Origin of the sequence: Mesorhizobium muleiense (assembly GCF_900099905.1) — a bacterium.
GTDB classification, from domain to species: Bacteria; Pseudomonadota; Alphaproteobacteria; order Rhizobiales; family Rhizobiaceae; genus Mesorhizobium; species Mesorhizobium muleiense.
The window spans coordinates 334,850-355,230 of sequence record NZ_FNEE01000002.1; the positions used below are offsets into that span (position 1 = coordinate 334,850).

Annotated in this window: 19 protein-coding genes; 9 read left to right on the plus strand and 10 right to left on the minus strand. The window is 61.9% G+C overall.

All coding sequences use genetic code 11. From position 1 onward, the window contains the following. Positions 1 to 283: 283 nt before the first annotated feature. From aroQ to aat, 4 genes are read left to right on the plus strand one after another with little or no spacing between them, the layout of a single operon-like run. On the plus strand, positions 284 to 718 hold the full coding sequence (gene aroQ / locus BLT09_RS05555; protein ID WP_091591792.1) for a type II 3-dehydroquinate dehydratase: 435 nt from the start codon (positions 284 to 286) through the stop codon (positions 716 to 718). 26 nt (positions 719 to 744) lie between these two features. Then, positions 745 to 1,203: an acetyl-CoA carboxylase biotin carboxyl carrier protein gene (gene accB / locus BLT09_RS05560; protein WP_091591793.1), complete on the plus strand. Its 459-nt coding sequence runs from the start codon at positions 745 to 747 to the stop codon at positions 1,201 to 1,203. 19 nt (positions 1,204 to 1,222) lie between these two features. Then, a complete protein-coding gene (gene accC, locus BLT09_RS05565) occupies positions 1,223 to 2,566 on the plus strand; it encodes an acetyl-CoA carboxylase biotin carboxylase subunit (protein WP_027154457.1) in 1,344 nt (447 codons plus the stop codon). A 29-nt stretch (positions 2,567 to 2,595) separates the two neighbouring features. After that, on the plus strand, positions 2,596 to 3,213 hold the full coding sequence (gene aat, locus BLT09_RS05570; RefSeq protein WP_091591262.1) for a leucyl/phenylalanyl-tRNA--protein transferase: 618 nt from the start codon (positions 2,596 to 2,598) through the stop codon (positions 3,211 to 3,213). A gap of 25 nt (positions 3,214 to 3,238) precedes the next feature. On the opposite strand, the gene BLT09_RS05575 is transcribed toward aat, so the two are convergent. The 3 genes from BLT09_RS05575 to BLT09_RS05585 all read right to left on the minus strand — a co-directional run bounded on the left by BLT09_RS05575 (position 3,239) and on the right by BLT09_RS05585 (position 5,167). Further along, positions 3,239 to 3,607: a hypothetical protein gene (locus BLT09_RS05575; RefSeq protein WP_091591264.1), complete on the minus strand. Its 369-nt coding sequence runs from the start codon at positions 3,605 to 3,607 to the stop codon at positions 3,239 to 3,241. 118 nt (positions 3,608 to 3,725) lie between these two features. After that, positions 3,726 to 4,115: a DUF2155 domain-containing protein gene (locus tag BLT09_RS05580; protein WP_287234924.1), complete on the minus strand. Its 390-nt coding sequence runs from the start codon at positions 4,113 to 4,115 to the stop codon at positions 3,726 to 3,728. A 653-nt stretch (positions 4,116 to 4,768) separates the two neighbouring features. Then, entirely contained in the window at positions 4,769 to 5,167 is a 399-nt protein-coding gene (locus BLT09_RS05585; protein ID WP_023798164.1) for an NADH:ubiquinone oxidoreductase subunit NDUFA12, read from the minus strand. A 247-nt stretch (positions 5,168 to 5,414) separates the two neighbouring features. Here BLT09_RS05585 and panB point away from each other — a divergent pair, with 247 nt between their 5' ends. Then, on the plus strand, positions 5,415 to 6,257 hold the full coding sequence (gene panB / locus BLT09_RS05590) for a 3-methyl-2-oxobutanoate hydroxymethyltransferase (protein ID WP_091591795.1): 843 nt from the start codon (positions 5,415 to 5,417) through the stop codon (positions 6,255 to 6,257). Positions 6,258 to 6,321: 64 nt separating this feature from the next. Next, complete coding sequence (gene panC, locus BLT09_RS05595; RefSeq protein WP_091591266.1) at positions 6,322 to 7,173, plus strand: pantoate--beta-alanine ligase; 852 nt, start codon at positions 6,322 to 6,324, stop codon at positions 7,171 to 7,173. Between the two features lie 154 nt (positions 7,174 to 7,327). Here panC and BLT09_RS05600 read toward each other — a convergent pair whose 3' ends face one another. From BLT09_RS05600 to BLT09_RS05625, 5 genes are all read right to left on the minus strand, one after another. Further along, the gene (locus tag BLT09_RS05600) at positions 7,328 to 7,780 is read right to left on the minus strand and encodes a phasin (RefSeq protein WP_027154463.1); all 453 of its coding nucleotides are present in this window, start codon (positions 7,778 to 7,780) and stop codon (positions 7,328 to 7,330) included. Positions 7,781 to 8,038: 258 nt separating this feature from the next. Next, positions 8,039 to 8,527: a GNAT family N-acetyltransferase gene (locus BLT09_RS05605; RefSeq protein ID WP_091591796.1), complete on the minus strand. Its 489-nt coding sequence runs from the start codon at positions 8,525 to 8,527 to the stop codon at positions 8,039 to 8,041. Between the two features lie 4 nt (positions 8,528 to 8,531). Beyond that, positions 8,532 to 10,031, minus strand: coding sequence for an Asp-tRNA(Asn)/Glu-tRNA(Gln) amidotransferase subunit GatB (gene gatB, locus BLT09_RS05610; protein WP_091591798.1), 1,500 nt, complete (start codon positions 10,029 to 10,031; stop codon positions 8,532 to 8,534). A 343-nt stretch (positions 10,032 to 10,374) separates the two neighbouring features. Then, the gene (locus BLT09_RS05620; RefSeq protein ID WP_023798170.1) at positions 10,375 to 10,806 is read right to left on the minus strand and encodes a CBS domain-containing protein; all 432 of its coding nucleotides are present in this window, start codon (positions 10,804 to 10,806) and stop codon (positions 10,375 to 10,377) included. Positions 10,807 to 10,908: 102 nt separating this feature from the next. After that, on the minus strand, positions 10,909 to 11,667 hold the full coding sequence (locus BLT09_RS05625) for a rhomboid family intramembrane serine protease (RefSeq protein ID WP_091591269.1): 759 nt from the start codon (positions 11,665 to 11,667) through the stop codon (positions 10,909 to 10,911). A 420-nt stretch (positions 11,668 to 12,087) separates the two neighbouring features. On the opposite strand from BLT09_RS05625, the gene BLT09_RS05630 reads away from it, so the two are divergent. From BLT09_RS05630 to BLT09_RS05640, 3 genes are all read left to right on the plus strand, one after another. Next, a complete protein-coding gene (locus tag BLT09_RS05630; protein WP_091591271.1) occupies positions 12,088 to 12,726 on the plus strand; it encodes a PAS domain-containing protein in 639 nt (212 codons plus the stop codon). A 117-nt stretch (positions 12,727 to 12,843) separates the two neighbouring features. After that, positions 12,844 to 13,461 carry a PilZ domain-containing protein gene (locus BLT09_RS05635; protein ID WP_027154470.1) on the plus strand — a complete coding sequence of 206 codons (618 nt, stop codon included), beginning with the start codon at positions 12,844 to 12,846 and terminating at the stop codon, positions 13,459 to 13,461. A gap of 268 nt (positions 13,462 to 13,729) precedes the next feature. Then, positions 13,730 to 14,338, plus strand: coding sequence for a transglutaminase-like cysteine peptidase (locus BLT09_RS05640; RefSeq protein ID WP_091591274.1), 609 nt, complete (start codon positions 13,730 to 13,732; stop codon positions 14,336 to 14,338). A 1,280-nt stretch (positions 14,339 to 15,618) separates the two neighbouring features. On the opposite strand, the gene BLT09_RS34600 is transcribed toward BLT09_RS05640, so the two are convergent. Continuing rightward, positions 15,619 to 17,745 (minus strand): coiled-coil domain-containing protein, encoded by a 2,127-nt coding sequence (locus tag BLT09_RS34600; protein WP_208602480.1) that lies wholly within the window; start codon positions 17,743 to 17,745, stop codon positions 15,619 to 15,621. A 472-nt stretch (positions 17,746 to 18,217) separates the two neighbouring features. Beyond that, the gene (locus BLT09_RS05655; protein ID WP_091591799.1) at positions 18,218 to 20,230 is read right to left on the minus strand and encodes a BTAD domain-containing putative transcriptional regulator; all 2,013 of its coding nucleotides are present in this window, start codon (positions 20,228 to 20,230) and stop codon (positions 18,218 to 18,220) included. Positions 20,231 to 20,381 lie beyond the last annotated feature (151 nt).

Genomic DNA, 20,381 nt, shown 5'->3' on the forward strand with positions numbered 1-20,381 from the left:
GCCATTTTCCGCCTGTTGTGGACAGCGAAAGAACCCACTTGCGCTCTTTTCGCAGGCGTCTAAGCCCATTATAGAGGCCCGGTGCGCCGACTGATGCCGGCGCTGATGTGGTGGATTTGAAGTTCCTGCTGCTTTGGTGGCGTCAGTGTTCAGGAACTTTAAATCCACCACATCAGAAATGTATAAATGCCAGTGTGGCTTTGAAGCCGAAATTCGTTCAAAGCGCTGCTCCAAGGTATTGCGAATTTCGAATTCGAAACCACACCGGGAAAAGGTCGGCATTTTGAAAACGGTTTTCGTCCTGAACGGTCCCAACCTCAACGCGCTCGGCAAACGCGAGCCGGGCATCTATGGCGGCAAGACGCTGGCCGCGATCGCCGACGATTGCAAGCAGGCAGGTGCGGCACTTGGGCTCGAGATCGATTTCCGTCAGTCGAACCATGAGGGCGACCTCGTCGACTGGATACAGGAAGCCGCCAACAAGGCTGTCGGCATCGTCATCAATCCGGGCGCCTACAGCCACACCTCGATCGCCATTCACGACGCCATCCGCTCCGTCGCGCCATTGCCCGTCGCCGAAGTTCATCTTTCCAACATCCATGCGCGGGAATCATTCCGCCACGTCTCCATGGTCTCGTCGGTCGCCGTCGGCGTGATCTGCGGGTTCGGGCCGCTCGGCTACACACTGGCGCTGCAGGCGCTGGCCGCACGCCTATGACCGGCCAACAAACAGAAGGCTCGAAAATGTCGATAAAAAAGAATGGTGTTGACCAGCAGCTTATCCGCGATCTGGCGGGCATACTGAACGACACCAACCTCACCGAGATCGAGGTCGAGCTGGGCGACTTGAAGGTGCGCGTGTCGCGACAGGCGCCGGCCGTCCATGCGGTCGCCGCAGCGCAGCCCGCCTATGCGCAGCCGGCAGCGCAGCCGGCTGGCGCAGCCGCCCCGGCGGCGGCCGACGTGTCCAAGAACGCAGTGGCCTCGCCGATGGTCGGCACCGCCTACCTGGCGCCATCGCCCGACGCCAAGGCGTTCATCGAAGTCGGCCAACAGGTCAAGGAGGGCCAGACGCTGCTGATCATCGAGGCGATGAAGACGATGAACCAGATCCCCTCGCCGCGTGCCGGAACGGTGACGGCGATACTGTTCGAGGATGCGCAGCCGGTCGAATATGGCATGCCGCTCGTCGTGATCGAGTAGAGCCGGGAACAGCCGAAAAATGTTCCAGAAAATCCTCATCGCTAATCGCGGCGAAATCGCTCTGAGGGTGCTGCGCGCCTGCAAGGAGCTCGGCATCCAGACGGTGGTGGTGCATTCCACTGCCGACGCCGACGCCATGCATGTGCGGCTCGCCGACGAGAGCGTCTGCATCGGGCCACCGCCGTCGCGCGACAGCTATCTCAACATCCACCAGATCGTCGCGGCGTGCGAGATCACCGGCGCCGACGCGGTGCATCCGGGCTACGGATTCCTGTCGGAGAATGCCAAATTCGCCGATATCCTCGCCGCGCACAACATCACGTTCATCGGCCCGTCCGGCGATCACATCCGCATCATGGGCGACAAGATCGAGGCCAAGCGCACTGCAAAGCGCCTTGGCATTCCGGTGGTGCCCGGCTCCGACGGGGCGGTCACCGAGGAAAAGGAAGCCAGACGCATCGCCGCCGAGATCGGCTACCCCGTGATCATCAAGGCGTCGGCCGGCGGCGGCGGACGCGGCATGAAGGTGGCGCGCAGCGAAGCCGATCTTGTGGTCGCACTGCAGACGGCGCGCTCGGAAGCCGGTGCCGCTTTCGGCGACGACGCCGTCTACATCGAGAAGTATCTCGAAAAGCCGCGCCACATCGAGGTCCAGGTGTTCGGCGACGGTGCCGGCCGCGGCGTGCATTTCGGCGAACGCGACTGTTCGCTGCAGCGCCGCCACCAGAAAGTCTGGGAAGAGGCGCCCTCGCCGGCGCTCAATGCCGAGGAGCGCGCACATATCGGCGGCGTCTGTGCCAGGGCGATCGCCGATCTCGGCTACTCCGGCGCCGGCACCATCGAATTCCTCTATGAGAACGGCGAGTTCTATTTCATCGAGATGAACACGCGCCTGCAGGTCGAGCATCCGGTGACGGAGGCAATCACCGGCATCGACCTCGTGCATGAGCAGATCCGCGTCGCCTCGGGCGGCGGGCTTTCCATGCGCCAGGAAGAGATCCGCTTTCAGGGCCACGCCATCGAATGCCGCATCAATGCCGAGGATCCGCGCACCTTCACCCCCTCGCCCGGCACGATCACCCACTTCCACACGCCGGGCGGCCTCGGCATCCGTGTCGATTCCGGCGTCTATTCCGGCTACAAGATCCCGCCTTACTACGACAGTTTGATCGGCAAACTGATCGTGCACGGCCGCAATCGCGTCGAATGCATGATGCGGCTGCGGCGGGCGCTCGACGAATTCGTCGTCGACGGCATCAAGACGACGCTGCCGCTGTTTCGCGATCTCGTCGGCAATGCCGATATCGCCAATGGCGAGTATGACATCCACTGGCTGGAAAAATATCTGGCCGATGAGGATTAGGACGTGAACTTATAGAATATAGTGACGCGATGACCCGTCCCTACGCGCCAGGCTATCGCATCCCGACCGACCTGTTGCTCAAGGCCTACGCCTCGGGGGTCTTTCCGATGGCCGAAAGCGCCACCGATCCGGAAGTGTTCTGGGTGCGGCCGGAGACGCGCGGCATCATCCCGCTGGATGGTTTTCACACGCCCAAAAGCCTGAGGAAGGCGATCCGGAAAAACCTGTTCGACATCCGTTTCGATTTTGATTTCGAGGCGACCATCGACGGCTGCGCCGAGAGGCGCGAGGAACGCCGGTCGACCTGGATCAATGCGCCGATCCGCGAGGCCTATGTCGAACTCCATCGGATGGGCCATTGCCATTCGGTCGAAGCCTGGCGCGAGGGTCGGCTGGTTGGCGGCCTCTACGGCGTGTCTCTTGGCCGGGTGTTCTTCGGCGAAAGCATGTTCGCCAGGGAAACGGACGCGTCGAAGGTCTGCCTGGTGCACCTGGTCGAACGCCTGAAGGATCGACACTTCGCCTTGCTCGACACGCAGTTCACCACCGAGCACCTCAAACGCTTCGGCGCGGTCGACGTGCCAAGGGGCAAATACGAAAAGATGCTGGCCGACGCGCTGAAGGGCGAGGCGGTGTTTTTCCCATGATCTGCGCCAAAGGTCGGGTTTTTGGTCAGGTTTTTGCGGCAGGCTCAAGCGGCGTCTGCGCGTGGAACATCATCTTCCAGCCATTGACGCGATGGACATAGCCGGTGCTGACCAGCGCCGAATAGGGCTCGCCATTCTCGCGCGTGGCATGGGCCTCGTAGGTCAGCATGACAATGTCGCTGCCCGGCTCGATGATGCCCTTGAGGTCGATGTCGAGATCCCGCCAGCGATTTGGGTCCGTCGCGGTTTCGGCCAGATCGGCGTTGCTCATCGTTTGCGCCATCTGTGGGAAAGCCACCAAGCATTTGGTGTCGGCATTGGCTTTGAAATAGGCAGCGTCGCCGGTCCAGAACCCTTTTTCGAGATCGAGGAGTTCGTTCTTGTTGGCCATCATGGGAACATCTCCGTAACGCCAGCCATGACCAACGCACGGAGAATAAGGCGGTTCCGGAAGGCTCAGTAGGGATCCCGAAGAGGCGATCCCGCACGCCAGCGATTATAACTGGTCTTGGCTAATTGGTTTTGGCCGCGTCGGGTGCCGGCACTTCCGACTTCTGCTTGCAGCCCTTCAGCCAGACGTCGTAGACGGCGTGCTCGACGGCGTTGAGGCCGGGGCTTTCGGCAAACATCCAGCCGGTGAAGATACGGCGGATCTTGCGATCCAGCGTGATCTCGTCGACCTCGACGAAAGAATCGGTCTTCGGCTCTTCGGTTTGCGGCTGCGAATAGCAGATGCGCGGCGTCACCTGCAAAGCGCCGAACTGCACCGTCTCGTCGATATAGACATCGAAGGTGATGATGCGGCCGGTGATCTTGTCGATGCCGGCGAATTCGGCGACAGGATTGGTGATGCGTTGTGGCGCCGCTGGTGCCGCCGGCGCCACTGTCGCATCCGGTTCCATTGTCGCATCCGGGTCCAATGGCGGCGCAGCCGGGTCCACTGGCGCCTCCGGTTCCACTTGCGCCTCCGGCTCCATTGGCGACTCAAATTCCGTCGGCGCCCCCGGGTCCACTGGCGCCTCAAATTCCGTCGGCGCCCCCGGGTCCACTGGCGCCTCAAATTCTGTCGGCGCCCCCGGGTCCACTGGCGCCTCCAGCGTCTGAGCGGCGGCGATGCTAAAAGCCGCAAAAGCGGTGGCGGCCACCGTCAGTCCGCCTATCGAGATTCGGCTGAAAATGCTCATGTAGGGATCCGGTGGTTTGCGCCCGGGGTGATTCTGTCGCGCCCAAGGCTAGTCGCTGCTGTCAGATCGACAAGCTGCTAAACGCCAATTGTGGCGATAAAGGATCGATCCGCCCTTGGCGAGCGGTTAGAGACCGTTTGGAAACTCTACTCTGGCGGCCATCTGACGGCGCTTTCTGCGCTTCCGGTGCTCATGGACCAGCGCATGACCCCGGAAACCGATTTCGGTTTCCGGAAAGGATCATGCGCCAACCAAAGTGTTAGAGCGTCCTTTGCGCGTCCAATGGACGCGCGGCGCTCTAATGTCCGCTCCGCGCCGGTTCTCGAAACCACCACCATATGACTCGCCAGAGCGAATTTCGAAACAGTCTCTTACGACCCCGGCGTCCAGGCGTCGTAATCGCCGGTCACCTGCGGGCGGTGCTGATTGCTGAGTATGGAGCCCTTGGGGCGATAGGCCGCGGCACTTCCGGTGAGGTTCGGCTGATGCGGCTTCTGCCAGTCGCGTGGCTTGTAGGTGTCGCTCGTCGGCGGGACATCGACGCGGTGATGCATCCAGCCATGCCAGCCGGGCGGAATCATCGAGGCTTCCGAATAGTCGCGATAGATGACCCAGCGGCGGGTGCGGCCTTCCGAATCGACACCACCCTCATAGTAGACGTTGCCAGCCTCGTCCTGCCCGACTTTCTTGCCATGCCGCCAGGTGTGGAAGCGCGTGCCCAGCGTCTGGCTGTTCCACCAGGTGAAAAACTGCAGAAGGAACGTCTTCATCCAAAATCCTCGCGGCAAGTCCTCGCGGCGGCAGCGGCGGCGCCTGTTCCTGCTTATGGCGTCAGGCCGTCGCCAAGGCAAGGGTTTTGCCGCATGAGCCGCGCAAATGGCCGTCGGAAAACCGACGCACCGTGGCAAGCCTTTCGCGTCCTGTCGAGGCATGCCTTGCCAAGGCTGCCTGGTCTTTCTAAAGCTCAGCGCGCCGCATGCAGGTACCCAGCCTGATTGACGGTTGAGGGAGGGAATGATGGCCCCAGACGCATCCGGCGCGGATCCGCGGATCAGTGCCAGCGCCATTCGCCTGCGCAAGGGCGGCGAGCCGATCGTCTGCCTCACCGCCTATACCTATCCCATCGCTCGCCTGCTCGACGATCATGTCGACCTGCTTCTGGTCGGCGACAGCGTGGCCATGGTTCTCCATGGCCACAAGACCACGCTGGGCGCCTCGCTGGAGATGATGATCGCCCACGGACAAGCGGTGATGCGAGGGGCAGCCAAGGCCTGTGTGGTGGTCGACATGCCGGCCGGAAGCTATGAGGCAACGGCGCGCCAAGCCGTCGCCTCGGCGCGGCGGGTCGTCGGCGAAACCGGTTGCCAGGCCGTCAAGCTGGAGGGTGGCGTCACAGTTGCCCGACAGATTGCGGCGATTGTCGCTGCCGGCATTCCGGTCATGGGACATATCGGCTTGCAGCCGCAATCGGTGGAAAGCGACGGCGGCTACAGGATCAAGGGCCGGACCGACGAGAATGTGGCTGCGCTTTATCGCGACGCCGAAGCGGTCGAAAAGGCCGGCGCGTTCTCGGTGGTCATTGAAGGCACCGTCGAGACCGTCGCCGCCGACCTCACCCGGCACATTTCCATTCCAACCATAGGCATCGGCGCCAGCGGCGAGTGCGACGGCCAGATCCTGGTCATCGACGACATGGTCGGCCTGACCGTCGACCGGGTGCCGAAATTCGTCAAACAATATGCCGACCTGCGCAGCGTCATATCGCAGGCGGCAGCCAGCTATGCAGCCGAGGTGCGCAGCCGGACATTCCCCGGCCCGAGCCACGTTTTTTCGGCCGCAGCCGACAAGGGCGAAGCATGAACCGGGGCGAAGCATGAGCCGGGGCGAAGCATGAGCCGGGGCGAAGCATGAGCCGGGGCGAAGCATGAGCCGACCTCTCGTCGTCGACAGCGTCGCCGCCCTTCGCGCGCAAATCCGCGACTGGCGTCGCGATGGCGTTAGCCTTGCCATGGTGCCGACCATGGGTGCGCTGCATGACGGCCATATCTCGCTGATCAGGATCGCGCTGGAGAAGGCCGATCGCTGCGTTGTCTCGATCTTCGTCAACCCAACCCAGTTCGCGCCGAGCGAAGACCTCGACAAATATCCGCGCCAGCTCGGCCGCGACCTTGATCGGCTGGCCGAGGCCGGCGCACAACTTGCCTTCACCCCGGGTGTGGCGCAGATGTACCCGGCCGGCTTCGCCACCAAGATCTCGGTCGGCGGGCCAGCCGCCGGGCTGGAATCGGATTTCCGGCCGACCTTCTTCGACGGCGTCGCAACCGTCGTGGCAAAGCTCTTCCTGCAGGCGTCGCCCGACTGCGCGGTCTTTGGCGAAAAGGATTATCAGCAGCTTTGCGTCGTCAGGCAGCTCTGCAGCGATCTTGATCTGCCGGTGGACATCATCGGCGCGCCAACAATACGCGACGCGCACGGGCTCGCCATGTCGTCACGCAACGCCTATCTCGGCGAAACCGAGCTCGCGGTGGCGCGCCAGCTCAACGCCATTTTGCGCCGAACGGCGGCGGCACTCGCGGCAGGCGCGGATGAAGGCAGCGCGACCGCCGAGGCCAGCCGCGCGTTGGTCGAGGCCGGCTTCGAACAAGTCGATTATGTCGCGGCGCGCGAGAGCCTGACGCTCGCCCCGTGGCGGCGAGACCGCGACGGACGCCTGCTCGCAGCCGCCTGGCTGGGCAAGACCCGGCTGATCGACAATGTGGAAGTTCCCTCCGCCTGAAGCGCGTGCCGTTTGGATGGATTCATGCGACGCGCTTCAAGTTGTTGCTTTGATGCATTGTCGTAATTGCAAAACCGCTTCGCACCCTCGGTTCAAGCCCGAGGCCGTGCTTTTGCGCGACATGCCTTAGGGCCAATCAGGCATCAAGGACCAATCAGGCGACCTTGAGATCCTTCATCGCCTTCTCGTAGACATCCTTGATCGGCTTGGATACGTCTTCGGCGGCTTTCGTCGCCGCCGCCTGAAGCTCCTTGCTCTGCTCGACCGTCTTTTCCACCTGCTTGCGCAAGAAGTCTGTCTGCAGTTCGACGAACTCGGAGGGCGATTTCACGGTAACCAGGGCTTCGAGGTGAGAAAAGCTGGCCTCAACATTTGCGCGCAAAGCGGCGATCGTCTTCAGCGACAGCTCATTGCTAGCGGTCTTGGCTGTTTCGAAAGATGACTCAAGAGCCTTCTGGGTCGCCTCGGCGCCGGTCGCCAATTTCGATAAGGCTTCTTTCGATTGCTCGACGCCCTTTTCGGCGACAGCACGGAACTGATCGGTTACCTCGGTCTGGACTTCTGCATTCTCAACGTTTTCAGCAGTTTTATCAGCGGTCTTGGTCATGGTTTCCATCCTTTGCGGTGGGCGACCTTTGTAGAAAGGCCGTCTCGTTCATCTAGAACCTGACGTTACGGCATCCGCAGTGCATTGCAATATTTTTTGTGCGTCGCACCATGCTTTTTTGCCTCAGCGTTAGCCACTGGTGAATTACTACCTGCGGGGCGTGTTTTTTGCGGACCGCGATTCCGCAATTCAGCCCGCAACCGACCGGCGCAGCCCCGTAAAAACGCAACTGACTGCGACCTGTCAGGCCAGGCAAATCTATTCGATCGCCTTTTCCATAATCAGCGCCGGCAGCCCTGAGCCACCGCCACAGTCAGCAGTGTTCCCGGCCGGCAAAAACCCTTTCGAGCGATAGAAGGCGACGGCGGGAGCATTTGCCTCTTCCGCTTCGACACGCAGCGTCCGCGCCTCGGGAAAGCTGGCCTCGACCTCCTCCAGCAGCGCCTGGCCGATCCCTTGCCTCTGGCAGGTCGGATGCACGTAGAGCTGGTTCAGCATGACGATCTTCGCATCCGTGGTGGCTGCGGCGAACGCCATGCCGCCAATGCGGTTGCCATCGTCTGCGACCAGGAATTCGGAGTTCGGCCGTGTCAGCCGCGCCTTGAGCGAGGCGATCGAATGCCATTCATCAGTTATCTCAGCGACTTTGGCAGCACCATAGATGGCGTCGTAGGTGGCGTGCCACGTTTCGACCAGCAGCGCCCGGACCGCGGCAAGATCGCGCTCGCCAGCGGTGCGAACGAACATCATCCTATTCGATCCCGAGCTTGGCCTTGACGAGGTCGTTGACGGCCTGCGGGTTGGCCTTGCCGCCAGTCGCCTTCATCACCTGGCCGACGAACCAGCCGGCCATGCTCGGCTTGGCGCGCGCCTGCTCGACCTTGTCGGGATTGGCTGATATCACCTCGTCGACCGCCTTTTCGATGGCGCCGGTGTCGGTGACCTGTTTCATGCCGCGGCTTTCGACCAGCTGGCGCGGATCGCCGCCTTCGTTCCAGACGATCTCGAACAGATCCTTGGCGATCTTGCCGGAGATGGTGCCCTCTTTTATCAGATCGATGACCGCGCCGAGCTGATCGGGCGAAACCGGAGCATTTTCAATACCCTTACCGGCTCTGTTCAAGGCGCCGAGCAGATCGTTGATGACCCAGTTGGCGGCAAGCTTGCCGTCGCGACCAGCGGCCACCTTCTCGAAATAGTCGGCGACCGCCTTTTCCGACACCAGGATCGAGGCGTCGTAGGTCGACAGGCCGAGCGAGGAGATCAGCCGCGCCTTCTTGGCGTCGGGCAGTTCAGGCAGATCCTTTGCCAGCGCATCGACATAGGCCTGGTCGAATTCCAGCGGCAAAAGGTCTGGATCCGGGAAATAGCGGTAGTCGTGCGCTTCTTCCTTGGAACGCATCGAGCGCGTCTCGCCCTTGTTGGGATCGAACAGCCGCGTTTCCTGGTCGATCTTGCCGCCGTCCTCAAGAATGGCGATCTGGCGGCGCGCCTCGTAGTCGATGGCTTGGCCGATGAAGCGGATCGAGTTGACGTTCTTGATCTCGCAGCGCGTGCCGAATTCGGCGCCGGGCCGGCGCACCGAGACGTTGACATCGGCGCGCAGCGAGCCTTCGTCCATGTTGCCGTCGCAAGTGCCGAGGTATCGCACAATGGTGCGCAGCTTGGTGACATAGGCCTTGGCCTCGTCGGCGGATCGCATGTCGGGCTTGGAGACGATCTCCATCAGCGCCACGCCGGAGCGGTTGAGGTCGACATAGGACATCGTCGCATGCTGGTCGTGCATCGACTTGCCGGCATCCTGCTCCAGATGCAGGCGCTCGATGCCGACCTCGATGTCCTCGAACTCGCCCTGCCGGTCGGGACCGACGGAGACGATCACCTTGCCCTCGCCGACGATCGGCTGCTTGAACTGTGAAATCTGATAGCCCTGCGGCAGATCGGGATAAAAATAGTTTTTCCGGTCGAAGACCGATTTGTGGTTGATCTCGGCCTTCAGCCCGAGGCCGGTGCGGATCGCCTGCTTGACGCATTCCTCGTTGATGACCGGCAGCATGCCCGGCATCGCCGCATCGACGAGGCTGACATTGGCGTTTGGCGGCGCACCGAAAGCCGTCGAGGCGCCGGAGAACAGTTTTGCTTGCGAGGTCACCTGCGCATGGACCTCGAGGCCGATGATAATCTCCCAGTCGCCGGTGGCGCCTGATATCAGGCGCTTGGCGTCGGGTGTGCGGGTGTCGATGAGGGTCATGGCGGCCTGCGCGTTATCGGTGACGGAATTCACGTGAATTCGACGTTTAAAGTGAAGTCATCCGCTAATGCAAACCGCAAAAGGAGACAAGCGTGAAGCCGCAGGCTGGTAGGGGCAACCGTTATTGGAAACGTTTGCGCTGCCCCTCACCTGCCTGCCGGCATTCTCTCCCCGTATAGTGACGGGGAGAGGGGCGCCCGCATCAACGATTTCGCCAATCTCCATTGTAGCAAGAAAAGCCGCCAAGGCTGCGGCCGGCCCCTTCTCCTCGTCACTATACGGGGAGAAGTGCCCGGCAGGGCGATGAGGGGGGCGGCGATTTCGACAAAACTTGCTGGCGATCTCACGCCGTCGCGATATAGGCCCTGATCTCCGCGGCCTCGCGCTCGACATCCTCGATGCGCCGCTTGACCACGTCGCCGATCGACACGATGCCGTCGAGCAGGCCGTCCTTCTCCACCGGCAGATGGCGGAAACGGCCACTGGTCATGATCTCCATGACCTCGTTGACGGTGTGGTTCTCATTGCAGATCTTCACTTTGGGAGTCATCGCCGAACGCACCGCGATATCCAATGCGGCGGCCCCTTCCCGGGCGAGGACCCGCACGACGTCGCGCTCGGAAAGGATGCCGACGATCTTGTGATCGCCATTGGTGATGACCAGCGCACCGATCCTGTGCTCGGCCAGGATGCGAATGGCCTCGCTCAGTTTTTCGTTCGGCCCGAGCGTCAACACGTCGTGGCCCTTCTGCTCGAGAATTGCCTTAACAGTCATGGCGTCCTCCTCAGTTTACCTTGCCGGTTCCTGCCCTGACCGGCTTTCCCTAGTGCCAGACATCGTGCGCCGCGATCGATTGGTTTTCAAGTGCGGCGAGGCTCAGGCGCTGAACTCGTCCGCCTGCTGCCGCCGATCGAAAGCCCGCAGGCCGAAGAAGCCGGCGACGAAACCGCCAATATGAGCCTCCCAGGCGATCTGGCTGTCGATGCCGGGCGCGAAGGCAACGAGGCCGGTGGCGAGATTGATCACCATCCAGATGGCAAGAAAAGTCACAACGCCGCGCGAGCGGAACACCGCCGCCATCGGCAGCGGCGCGCCGGCGAAGGCGGCTTTGCCGGACGAGCGGTCGGTGCGGAAGCCGAAGCGCGCGGCGGCCCCCATCATGCCGGAAATCGCCCCCGATGCGCCGACCAGCGGCGCCTCGCCGAGCGGATGCACGGCCCAGAACAGCACCACCGCCGCCAGCCCCGTCGCGGCGAAGAACAGGCTGAAACGAAGCGCGCCGAAGCGGTTCGCCAGTGGCGAGCCGAAAGCCGCCAGCCACACCATGTTGACGGCCAGATGAGCAAAGCCGCCATGCAGGAAGGCATAGGTGAAGGGCCGGGAAAACAGGAACCAGTCGAAGCCATATTGGCCAGTATAAAGAACTGGAATGAAGGCCGCATCGTACAACAATGTCAGCAGCTGGCTTTGGCTAAGCACGTACTCCTGCATGAGATAGAGGACGACGCAGATGCCGATCACCGCCAGCACAACGGGCGGCATGTTGAACACCGGCTCGCGGCGCGGCTCCGGCTCATGGCCGACAGGTCCGCCCTCGCCCTGTTCGATTTCCGAGGGGCTTGCTGGTTCGCTCATATGGCTCGCACTCAGTCGCTGGTTTCGACTTGGCGAGCATGTAGATCACGGTCACCCGATTCACAAAGGGCGAATCGCCCCACGCAATCAAAACGGCGCGAATCAAAATCGGCGCGAATCAAAAAGAAGCCGTCCAAGGTTTGCCCTTGAACGGCTGATCGAGCCCCCATGCTCCCCCAAACTCTTGACTGAAATGCTGCCGATCGCTGCGATACGACCGCTTCTGGAGTGGTTTTAACGTGCCACGGGCCTGGGCGGAGCGCAACGTAAACCACTTGTTAACCTTAACGGCCCCGACCCGTGAACAAGTGTTAACGATGCTGGCACGCATCCTGCTCCGCAACGCATGTAGGTCCTCGGAGGGCGCCCTTCTGTTCACCGATGGGACATCAGACGACAGATTGCGCGGAGCAGCATAACATGAACCAGAACGGATCGATCACGCTGTTCCATTATTGGAACCGGCTGCGTGACGGGCGCCCTGCCCCGAAGCGTTCGGAAGTCGAGCCGGCCGATATCAAGTCGCTGCTGGCCGACACATTCATCCTGGAAAAGGATACGCGCGGCGAAGCGGTATTCCGGCTCGCCGGCACCAGGCTTTGCGCGGTCTATGGCCGTGAACTCAAGGGGTTTTCCTTTCCCTCGCTGTGGCGCGAGAAGGACCAGCGGCTTATCTCGAAACTGATCCAGGGCGTCTTCGATCAAAAATCCGTCGTGCTCATCACCTATGAAGGTTTCAGCCGCACCGACCGTTCCAGCAAGTTCGAGCTGCTCGCCCTGCCGCTCGACGGCGGCGTCGACAATCCGCGCTGCCTCGGCGTGATAAGCGCCGCTGAAAAACCCTTCTGGCTGGGCGCGGATCCGATCGCCGACGCCCTGATCGATTCGATCCGTCTCGTCGATCCGGAGAAGGAACCGAAATTCCTCAAGAACCGGCCGGCCATCGACGTTCCCTCGCTTGTCCCGTCGGAACTCGATCCGTCCCAGACGATTTCGGCGCTCGGCCAGGCACGCCGCATCCGTCATCTGGTCGTATTCGACGGCGGGCGCGGGGAATAATCCAAAATCCTAAAGTAGCGGCGTCAGGCTTTCCCCTTTGTTAACCCGCTTCGCTGTAGCTTTCCGGCGAGGTTCCTCGCATCAACGCGCGGAATGCCAAACGGGGTGTAGGCAGTCATGAGGTCAGCGGCGGTCGACACCGCGCCGTCCCAAGCTGAAAGGCGCAACTTTCAGCGCGTCCGCGTGAAGATCTATGGACGCTTCATGCTGGAGGATCGCACCGAACATCCGTGCCAGGTGGTCGACATGTCGCCGGGCAATGTAGCGCTTCGCACCGAACGCATCGGCATGCCGGGCGAGAAAGTCATCGCCTATATCGATCACATCGGCCGCATCGAAGGCGTCGTCACCCGCATCTTGCAGGACGGTTTCGCGATGACGGTCATCGCGTCGGAACGCAAGAAGGACAAGCTTGCAGCGCAATTGACCTGGCTTGCCAACAAGCACGAGCTCGATCTGCCGGAAGACCGCCGCCACGAACGCGTGGCGCCGCGCAATCCGACCAGCGTGCTTCAGCTCGGCGACGGGCGCCAGTACCAGTGCCGCATCATCGACCTGTCGCTTTCGGGCGCCGCGGTCGAGATCGACGTCAAGCCGGCAATCGGCATCCAGGTCATGCTGGGCACCATGCGCGGCCAGGTGGTGCGCCATTTCGAGGACGGCATCGCCATCGAGTTCGCGGTCATCCAGCGGCCGGAAACGCTCGATTCCGAATTCAACGCATCCGGCACCTGACAAACAGCGCACATTCCCGCAATCGACCGGCCCATTTCGGCCGGTTTTTTGTTGGTGTGCGCCGGTCAACGCAGCCTGCCACCGATGCCGCGCCAAGGCGCCGCGCCGCGCCGATGTGATCCCCGCGAAAAACGCCTCAACAATTTTATACTGAAATGATTCAAATTTTATGTTTATTCTATGGGAGTTTTACTTAATGTCTACTTCGAGCCTTTGCGTCGAATAAATCCAATCGTGTCATTGTCTCCTCAAACGGGGAGACTGGACGATGAAGAAGATGAGGGGCAAGCTGTTGCTCTTGGCAATGGCGACGCAGCTTACCGCCTGGGGAACAGCGTATGCAGCGGGACCTGCCTTCATGCACACCGGCAGCCGCACCACACAGCCGGTCGGCCATTACGAGTTCTGCCAGAAGATTCCGCAGGAATGCAATCAGCGGACGCCGAAGCAGGCGCCGATCGAACTGACCCGCAAGGTGTGGGCGAAGATCGTCAGCATCAACAATTCGGTCAACGGCAGGATCGCGCCGCGCACCGATATGGAACTGTGGGGCAAGGAAGAGGTCTGGTCCTATTCCAACAGCGAATTCGGCGACTGCGAGGACTATGCGCTGGAAAAGCGCCGCGCTTTGATGAACATCGGCGTTCCGGCCGGCGACCTGCTGATGACGGTTGCGCGCCAGCCGAACGGAGACGGCCACGCGGTGCTGACCGTGCGCACCAGCCTCGGAGAGTTCATCCTCGATAATCTCGAAACCAGGGTGCTGTCCTGGACCAACACCGACTACACCTACCTGAAGCGCCAATCGAGCCAGAATTCGGGCGCTTGGGTAACGATCAACGACGGCCGCTCCGGCGCGGTTGCCAGCGTCCGCTAAGGACGCGACGCAAAAACCCGGTCGAGCCCCACCTCCCCGTCCCCAACGACCGGGTTTAGGAGCCGGCCCCGTCCCCGGGCCGGCTCCACTTTTTTCAAGCGGCACGCTGTCGCAGAAGCGCCGCGCACTTTTGCGCGACATGCATTTGTGACGGCAGCGCCAGGTAGCGTCCGCACACTAGGGGCGAGCCTCCAGCGCCATGTTGAACGGCGTCTCCGCGGCGCGACGGAATCGCTTAGGCTGCACCTCAGAATGGCAGCGACGGGATCAAATCGCGGCCTCCCCTCCCGCCAGCAACCGGGACGACGCCGGTACCGCTTACCGCGTCCTTGATGCACCGGATTGATCCCCTAGTTACCTCCGTGGGCGCCTTGGTCGCGAGTTTTGCCTGGGGGCAGCGGCGGTTGTGCCGTCCTGACTGCATGCCGCGGAAAGACGGTTCGACCGACGCACTTTATGGAGGTGGTCGTGCGTCAATCCTCTGAATCCAGCTGGGCATATTTCGTATTCGTTTGCTCGATCGCGGTAGCTTTCGCAGGAGCTGCCGCCGGCGGCGAGCGCGGCGGAGGCAATAGCGGTGGCAGCCACGGTGGCGGAGGCAATAGCGCTGGCAGCCACGGTGGCGGAGGCAATAGCGCTGGCAGCCATCACGGTGAAGGCCGCAAAGGCGGCGCGCACAAAGGACCCAGCGGCTCCAGCAGCAGGTCACCGGTGGATGACGATGGGACCAGCACCACTGCAACGGCGGCAGTTGCGGCAACCACGGCCGCCACCGCCGTCAGTGTCGCCCGGTCCGCAAGTGGACGGTCGCTCGACCTTCCGTCCAGCCTTCAGCCTCCTGGTGACGTCGACAGTCCAGCAACGGTCAGTCCAATCAAGGCGCTGCCGGGCGTCCCGGATGAAGTCGTTCGCGCCTGCCGTGATGCGATCGAGTCGGCCGCCGCCCCGTTTGGCGCGACCAGTGTGCGCGTCAGCAGCGCAGGTTCCATACGTCGGTTGAGCCCGGATACGATCTCAGCTCCCGTCGAGGTCAGCATCGACTATGGACGGCAAGGCAACGTGGAGACGCGGCAGGCGCCGATCAAATGCGAATTGAATGCTACAGGCAGTGTGATCGGGCTGACATAGCGTATCGCGCAGAACTACTCGCCGACGAGAGCAAAATGAATTCGAATGGGGTGATTCGATTCATCCTAGTCTACTCTCGCAATACACACGTGTCGCAATGATCTCAAAGAGCTTGGGCCTTCAACAGGAGGACCGCGCAGTCGTTTTGGAAATCACTCCAATGTCGCCTGTCTTGGCCTGAGGGGATAGGGAAGTGTGAGAGAACGCACCCCCGCAATCCGCGCCGGGTCGCGAGCCTTGCTGCGTGCAGTCTTCTGGCTGACAGCCTTCACCCCGCCGGCAGCGGCGGCTGCGCGGCCAGCGCGCCGCTTCAGCGGCGGCTCAATCTTGGCGCTGCGACGCTCAGCCCTGAGCCTGTCATTGTCCGCGCGCGCGGCGGCCAGGTCGCGGGAAAGAGAAACAGTGACGTCACGTTGCTTGTCCAAAGCCTCCTTCAGCTTGGCGACCTGTAGCAAAAGTGCTCGGGCGGCGTCGCGCTCGAGGCGAGCTTTATCGAGGTCCTCATGGGTCGAGACAGCCGCAGCGCGTTCTCGTGCCAGAGCATGCGCCGTCTCGGTTGCAGTCTGCTCCACTCGTTCTCTCGCTGCGACTGCTCTGGCTCGTTCCTGTTCAGCCGCGTCGCGCTCGATGCGAGTTTTTTTCAGCTCCTCCCCCGTCGAGACTGCTGCAGCGCGTTCTCTTGCCAGAGCCTGCGATGTCTCGGTTGCAGTCTGCTCGGCACGCTTTCTCGCTGAGACTGCCCTGGCTCGTTCCTGTTCAGCCGCGTCGCGCTCGAGGCGAGCTTTTTTCAGCTCCTCACGCGTCGACGCTGCTGCCGCCTGTTGTCGCGCCAGCGCCCGCTCCGTCTCGGCTGCCGTCTGCTCCACTCGTTCTCTCGCTGTGACGGCACCGGTCAATTCCTGCTCAGCCGCGTCCGCGCGCTCCATGAGCGCAGCATTGGACAGTTTCACTTTGGAGAGCTCGCCACGAAGTTCGTCTGACTTTCGGCGTTCGTCATCGAGCATTCCGCTCGCTTGCGCCAGCGAAGCCTTGGCCTTGGCGCGATCCTCGGCGGCCTCGGTCTCAAGCCGCTCAATTTGCGCCTGCGCTCGCGATAGATCGCGCGCCACCCATCCGGCTCGCCGACGCTCCAGGTGAGCAGCGGGCATCTCCGTAAAGACATAGTTGGTGGCCTCGCTCAGCATCGTGCGGGCATCTCCCGCAAGGCGCCGCAATGCGTCAGCTGTACGGGCTGCCGCGAGCTCGTTGCGCAATTGCTCCTGGCGTACGTTGGCGGCGGCTGCCATGCTTGTCCTCAGCGCGTCGATCTCCTTGCGCGATTCGAGCAGCGCTCGCTGCAGAGCGGCGCTCCTGGCGCGCTCACCTTCCGCCGCCCGGCGCTCCTGGCCGTCCAATTCATTCGCTGCGGCTGCCTGAGCACCAGCTGCTCCGACTTGCGCCCGGGCAGCCGTGAGATCCGGGCTGAGCAATTCGACACTCGTGCGCTCGTCTCCCTGGGCTGGCCTACGCACATCCAATGCAGCACTCGCCGGAAGCTCGAAGGATCGCGAAAGCTCCGGATTGACGTTGCCCTGGACCAGCGAAATGGCGGGGGCGCTTTCGACCCAGTTTTGTCTCGTAATCGCATAGCTAAGCGGCACGGCCAGACAGATTGCTGCGACGCCAAAGCGGGGCACAAGACCGATCGGCCTGCGAACGCGAGGAGGTGAGGCCGTCGCTGTGGTGGGGTCGGGATTCTCCGCGAGGGCGAGTTGCGTCGGCATACGGGTCAGAGCACTCAGCACGGGATTACTTAGAGCGGCAACATCAGCCGCCACCCGCCTATGAACATAGCCAGCGATTTCCCTGATCGATGTCGCAAGTCGGCCGGGTTGCGCTATGTTCGTCGCGGAAGCGAAAGCGTTGGTCTGGGTCACAGACGAACTCTCGCAAGCTTCGGAGATCACGTCGAAATACTCGATTTGCACCCCGAACCGAAGGCTATTGGCATCCTGACGCCGAATACCCAGGTCTGCCGTGTCTGAGGGCACGGCAACCTGAGAAGAAGAAGCAGGCTCGGTTGCAAGGTCGACCGGGCTTTCCCAATCCCAAGAAACCTCCTCCTCCTCGGGGAGGTCAGATCCGCCTTCGCTCACATCTGATTTGAGGCGACGCCGTTGCACCGCGATATGGATATGCCGGAGCACAAGATAGAGGCCCACCGAGGCAAATGTTGCTATCCCGCCCAGGATGGCGAGATCTGCGTCGTTTGCGTAAATTTCGGCAAGAGGATTTGACATTGCCGTGCCTGTGCGGTCTTGGGTGTGTTCTTAAGATCGTGAAGCGGTGTTGGCCCCTCGCCTTGGTGCTGGCTAAAGCCTTTGATCGCGTTCGAAGCTGTCACTTGCTTCGAGGGCCCTCCAGTGCTCGAATTGTTGTTGCATGGCGGAGCGGCGGTCGCGCGTTGATAGTCGTGCCGGCGCAGATAACTTTTGTTTGAAACGAAACTTGACAGGCCGTGGCCGCCGATTGTCGGCCGCCAAGGGCGCACAGGCTCTGAAAAGCCGACTTGCACCTCTGCATCTCAACGTCCCGAGAGTTCTACCACGGTAGCGCACCATCCCACAATTTCCGGCTCTGGACGGTCCGGCTAAGCTTTAAGCTAGGTCACAGGCCTCCACGGTCAACCGTCACCTTATAGTTAGCATCCATCGGCAGTACGTCGGCCATCTGGTGTCGAAGCCGTTTGCCTCGCTTCACGCTGACACGGCGCTAGTCCGGCAGGCCCGCCTTGCGAAGGCCTTCGATATATCTGCTGCGATCGTCCGGTCGATAAAACGGCGGCAGCACCTCAGCGAGATTCGAAAGCCGCAACGTGGGATCGAGTTCGCGCAGGCGAGTCATCATCTTCTCGGCTTCCGAAAGCCGACCGGCCAAGACGTAACTTGCCGTCGCCACACGCGTCGCACTCGCGTAGTTTGGTTGCGAACGCAAAGACCTTTTCGCCCACTCAGCAGCATCGTTGTAGCGCCCGGCACAAAAGTGAGCGAGCGCGGTGCAAAATTCCCAAACAAAAAAGCGAGGATCGAACGGACTGAGGCGCATTGCCTGCGCGGCGCGCTCGACGGCTTTCTCCGGCTCACCTAAGCACGCTTGAACCCACGCGCTGTAACCCCACGCCGCAGCCAGGTTCGGGTTCAGGCCAAGCGCACGCTCGATGCAAGCCGCGCTTTCCTCCACATCGCCGCCTACATAGCCGAGCACGTATCCGCCGTACGAAAGAGCAATTGCATCGTCCCATCCAAGTTCGATCGCTCTCTTTGCCAGTCGCGTCGCCTCGGCAGTCTCTTCTAGGCGATCGATCATCCAGCGGTTGCTCTTTCGCGCCGCATAGCAGCGCGCCGCCCGGGCATAGGCGGCAGCGAACACCGGGTCACAGCCGATCGACTTCATGAAGAACCGCAGAGCGTCATCCATGGTTTCCTTGGTGTTGACCGCTCGGTCGTGGGACGCCAACCCGCGCAGATAATAGTCGTAGGCGTCGAGGTCCTCAGTCGGCTTGCGCTTGGCGCGCTCAATTTCCGCCTCCTCGACCTTTGGGGTGATCGCGCCGACGATGCTCGAGGCGATCTGGTCCTGAAAATCGAAAACCTCGGCTAGAGTACCTTCAAAACGGTCAGCCCACAGGTGGAGGCCGCTCGAAGCGTCGAGGAGTTGTCCGGTGATGCGCAGGCGCTCACCCGCTTTCCGCACGCTTCCCTCGACCACATAGCGCACGCCCAGTTCACGCCCGACCTGTTTTATGTCTATCGAGCGTCCCTTGTAGGTAAAACTCGAATTCCGTGCGACTACGAACAGGTGACGAAAGTGAGCCAGGGCGGTGACGATGTCTTCCACCATACCGTCGGCAAAGTATTCCTGCTCCATATCACCGCTTAGATTCTGAAACGGCAGCACCGCAATCGACGGCTGGTCGTCGTGTCTCGTTGGGACTGCCAGCACCTGCACCGGCGACGCGACGCCAGAGCTTGGCCCGGGCCGCCGATCTCTAGTTCGTCCGCGGGACTGCAGAGAAGCCGCCAGTGAGCTTGTCTGCGCCTCCGGCTCCGCATCCAGCTGCTTTTTCAGGGCAGTCCGACAAAGCTCGAACTGGCGCAAGGCGGCGTTTTCGTGACCGCGATGAGCATGGATCCGGATAAGCGCCCGATGGGCGGCCTCCGCGGTAGGATCTGAGGCAAGCAATCTCTCTGCCAGCCCTTCGCAGGCCGTCTCTTCCGCTGAGCCGGGTATCGGCAGCGCGAGGCTCAGCCGATCGACCAACTGCAGGGCCTTGCGCTGATACCTGTCCAGATAGGGTCCAAACCACTCATCCAGTTCCTCAGGAATGGCTTCCCCCGCAAGCACCCCACCGCGGTAGAGGTCGGCGGCGACGGCGAGATCGGCCGCCCCGCCCTGCTCCAGTTTCCGGTCGAAGATCGAAATGTCCGCGTCATCCGGACCGGCAATCAGCGCGATGGCTTCCTGATCCCCATCGATGTAGAGGGTGGCATCCTTGCTGGTCGGGAACGAGCGCCGGATGTCGACCAGCGCTTGCCGCAAACTATTGCGGGCCTGGCCATTGCTTCGTCCCGGCCAAAAGGCCTCGGAAAGCTGCTCGCGACGATGGCCGCGGTGGCCCGCCAGCACCAGGGCAGCAAAAAGAAGCGAAGTCTTGCGCGTGGCGAAACGGACGGGCCGGCGCTCCGGCGAAGTAACCTCGAGGCCGCCCAGCAACCTGATGCGCACAGATGGTCTCCAGACTTTGACCGCCGCGGCGGAATACATTTCGGAGGATAGTTTTAACACCGATTTAACGGCAGCTCGTCGGGCTTTTCGGTTTTTTTCACGCACAGCCGAACAGCCCGAAAACACCCGCGTGGCACGCTCTCATCCGCAA